Origin of the sequence: Kamptonema animale CS-326, from assembly GCF_028330895.1 — a bacterium.
Classification (GTDB): Bacteria; Cyanobacteriota; Cyanobacteriia; order Cyanobacteriales; family Microcoleaceae; genus Kamptonema; species Kamptonema formosum.
This window is the reverse complement of the sequence record NZ_JAQMUA010000308.1, coordinates 1-3,427: the sequence shown is the minus strand read 5'-3', so window position 1 is coordinate 3,427 and position 3,427 is coordinate 1. Positions and strand designations below refer to the sequence as shown.

At 48.8% G+C, this 3,427-nt stretch carries 2 protein-coding genes; both read left to right on the top strand.

Annotated features, from left to right (window positions below; all coding sequences use genetic code 11):
• The first annotated feature begins 109 nt into the window (after positions 1-109).
• Positions 110-835, top strand: a complete 726-nt coding sequence (locus PN499_RS17870; RefSeq protein WP_272033446.1) for a DUF3120 domain-containing protein — start codon at positions 110-112, stop codon at positions 833-835.
• A gap of 257 nt (positions 836-1,092) precedes the next feature.
• Positions 1,093-3,285, top strand: a complete 2,193-nt coding sequence (locus PN499_RS17865; protein WP_272033445.1) for a hypothetical protein — start codon at positions 1,093-1,095, stop codon at positions 3,283-3,285.
• Positions 3,286-3,427 lie beyond the last annotated feature (142 nt).

Here is a 3,427-nt window from a genome sequence, read left to right as displayed (position 1 = left end):
GGCTAGGGGCTAGGGACTAGGGGCTAGGGTAAGAAGGGAGAGAAAAGAAGGTAAAGTTTTTGTGATATCTTCAAAAAGATTAACTTAAGTAAAGAATCTTAACGATACCTTGTTTAACGAAACTTTGTCTGAGTTCACTTCTACCGCCGCGAGCGATCGCGACAGCCATTTTTCCACATTTTTTTTAGGCAAGCTCAGATTTAGCACAACCTGGTTAATATTTGGGGCTGCTGTTTTCCTAGTGACAGTGCCAGTATTTTTCCAAGCACCGCTAGTCCGGCAGATGCCAGTGCTAAGCTTGACAATGACAGTAGGCTGGCTGGCGATCGCCTTCAAGCTACTCAAAAACCCTTCAACTTGGCTTTGGGGAGACTTACTGCTAGGATTCACTTGGAGTTGGTTAACAGGAGGCATTTATTGGGGTTGGCTGCGCTGGGAACCACTTTGGCACTTACCAGTCGAAGGGGCCTTAGTACCTTTAGCAATTTGGTGTTTGAGGCGCGAGTGGGGAAAAGTGGGAAACTGGTTTTATCTAGGTTCTCTCTTTGGTACAGCAGTAACAGATGGATATTTTTACCTGACAGGGTTAATTCCCCACTGGCGACAGTTAATGCAGGTGGACATATCCTTAGCAATGCCAATTTTTCAAAGTGCGATCGCCATTGTGCGTACCCCTTGGGGAGTTAGCTGTGCGATTTCCTTAGTCGGAGTGCTCTTAACTGTGGGCATTTTCCCTTTACGCTTCGGCAAACCTCACTGGTGGGCATTTTCAGGAGCAGTATTGGGTACAATTCTGGTAGATAGTCTATTTTTGCTGGCCGCTTCGGTAAACTGAAAATTGCCCCTCTTTTACTGAGCCAACAATTTGAGATTTTAGCCTCTAGATTGTAGACTTTCGGGTATGCTCCGCTAGTTTAAACTGTGGAATAAATCTAAAATCTAACATCTACTGATAGACCTAGAGACTTTAGGCTCTGGGCTAATCTAAAATCTAAAATCTGCTGAGTGCCAGAATCTAGATATATGCTCTAGAATCCTATAGAAACCATTTGACATCTTTTACGGATCGCGGAAGTAGGCTGTCGGCAAATTATGCTAGAAATTAATTCATTGTTCGACGAATCCTATTATATTAAAACCTACCCAGAAGCCAAAGCGCAGGCGCTCGGTGGACTGACTAACTTTTTGAGTGTTGGTCGCCAGCAAGGTTATAACCCCGGCCCATTGTTTGATACGCAGTATTATCTCTCAACCTATCCAGGTGTGGCAGAGGCGGTGAAGACAGGCAAGATCACAGCGCTCGATCATTTTATCCGTTACGGTCAGTACGAAGGGCGCGATCCGATTACTGAATTCAACACTACTGAATACCTCCAGAAAAATCCCGGTGTAGCAGCAGCGATCGCAACTAGCGCAACACAGCCTGACCCATTAACAGCCTATTCCCATTTCATAAATTTCGGTCAGTTTGAGTCCCGCGACATCAGTTCTAAATTTAATGCTAGCTACTACTTGCAGGCGAATCCAGGTGTGGCAGCGGCGATCGCAGCCAACCCCGGAAAACTCAGTCCCCTTCAGCATTACCGCGAATATGGTATCCAAGAAGGTCGCGCCGGAGTTCCATCAGTCCCCACACCTGGGCTAACCCCCACAAATCCCACAACATCCGCATTCTCGATCGCCACAGACGGGTTTAGCTTTGCTAACTACGATGCAGCACCCCAGTATGCCACCCTCACTCCAGTGGAAATGCGCCGACTGTTTGGCGATGCTGTCTTGGCGAGTCCAGTCCGCAGTGACGGTAGTTTTTCCTTGACTCCAACCGCCGAAAAGTGGATGGAGTGGGCGAATAGCACCATGAAGAACGGTCATTGCGAAGGGCTGGCGGTGCTGAGTTTGTTGATGTACGAGGGTAAGATTCGTCCCCAAGATTTTGGCGCGGAACGGGCTGCTGATTTGAATCTGGAAGGGAATACGAAGCTTCAGCGCGAGATTGCTTATTGGTATGCAACTGGTTTGGTCGATCGGGACACCACGGTCAAAACTTCCCCTAATGATGTTCTAGCAGCATTGCGGACGAGTTTGAACACATCAGGCTCGGCGATCGGGACGTTGCGGTTCTCCAATCCTGGTGGTTCGGGAGGACATTCTGTCGCGCCGATTGGCATCACGGATTTGCCGAACGATCGGGTATCGATCCAGGTTTACGATGGCAATTATCCCAAAGAAAACCGGGAAATTATCATCGATACAGCGGCGAATACCTGGTTCTACTCCCCCGATGCCACCCTCACCGAGGATGACTATCGCGGCGATGCTGGTAGCCAAACTCTGGGGTTTGAGCCGATCGATCCTCGTCTGGGAACGCAACCTTGGGTGTTCTCCGCTGCGGCTGCATCGGACGCTAACCGCAGTCTTCGAGCTTCTACAACGATCCCCCAACTACTGCCCGACGTCAACCTCACGATCCCAACGATCACCCAACCAACCAACAACTCCGACGTACAGCCCAACAACCTCTTTTTTAAGGGAGACGTGAAGCTTATCCCAAAAGTCGATAGCTCGTATCTGTCCTATCAAGGGGCTCTGGGAACACTAGGGAATGAAAATAATAACATTTTTCCCAACGCGCCCACGCTCAAGGTGAATTTCCCCAGTAGTCTCCGCTCCTGGGAGAACCCAGCCCAGAATTACTACACTTTCTCCAATGATGGGTTCGTGAGCTTAGATCTCACAGCACCCAGCCAACCCACAGACTCGGAGTTTATCAGCTATATCGGTTCGGGTTATGTGTTTGAGGTCGATGGCTTAGATTTGGAACCCGGGCAAACCGATAACATTTTCATTGTTCCCAATGACTCGGCAATTGTCTACAACACGCAGACGGGGAAAGTTCCGGAGCTATTCTTGGGGTTTGAAACGCCCGAGGCGGATTTCAGTTTTTTCCTCAATGATTTTGAGCTAGAACCCAATGATGCGGTGGTGCTCGATATTGATGCCGAGGCGCGTTTAGTGCGGATGCGAGTCGTTACCTCCTCGCCGACAGGCGATACGATTTTCAGCCTCGCAATGGAGCGAATTGGAGACGAAAGCATTGAGATATTTGACTCGGCGGATGATGGCATCACCTTGGCAGATAACGAAACCTTGTTGATTGACTACAGTAGCTGGGATGGCAACGGTAAACCTCTCCGTGTGGGCTATGATGCTAACGAAAATGGTCTACTAGACAAGGAAGAAGAATTCATGACCGAGGATGTGGGTGACAACTTACCGATAACTTGAGATTGCCTACTTTTCGCGATCGCTCGCAAGATGTCAAATGGGTTCTATACAAAACTCTGCCAGGAATCTCATCCGAGCAGGTTAGTCGGCTAAAATTTAGGGGGCTAATCAACCCGATGCGGGAGTCGCGAAGATTATATGG

What these genes read in the sequence shown, in the direction of transcription:
- PN499_RS17865 (WP_272033445.1), top strand. Translation starts at nt 1,093, where the DNA reads ATGCTAGAAATTAATTCATTGTTCGACGAATCCTATTATATTAAAACC.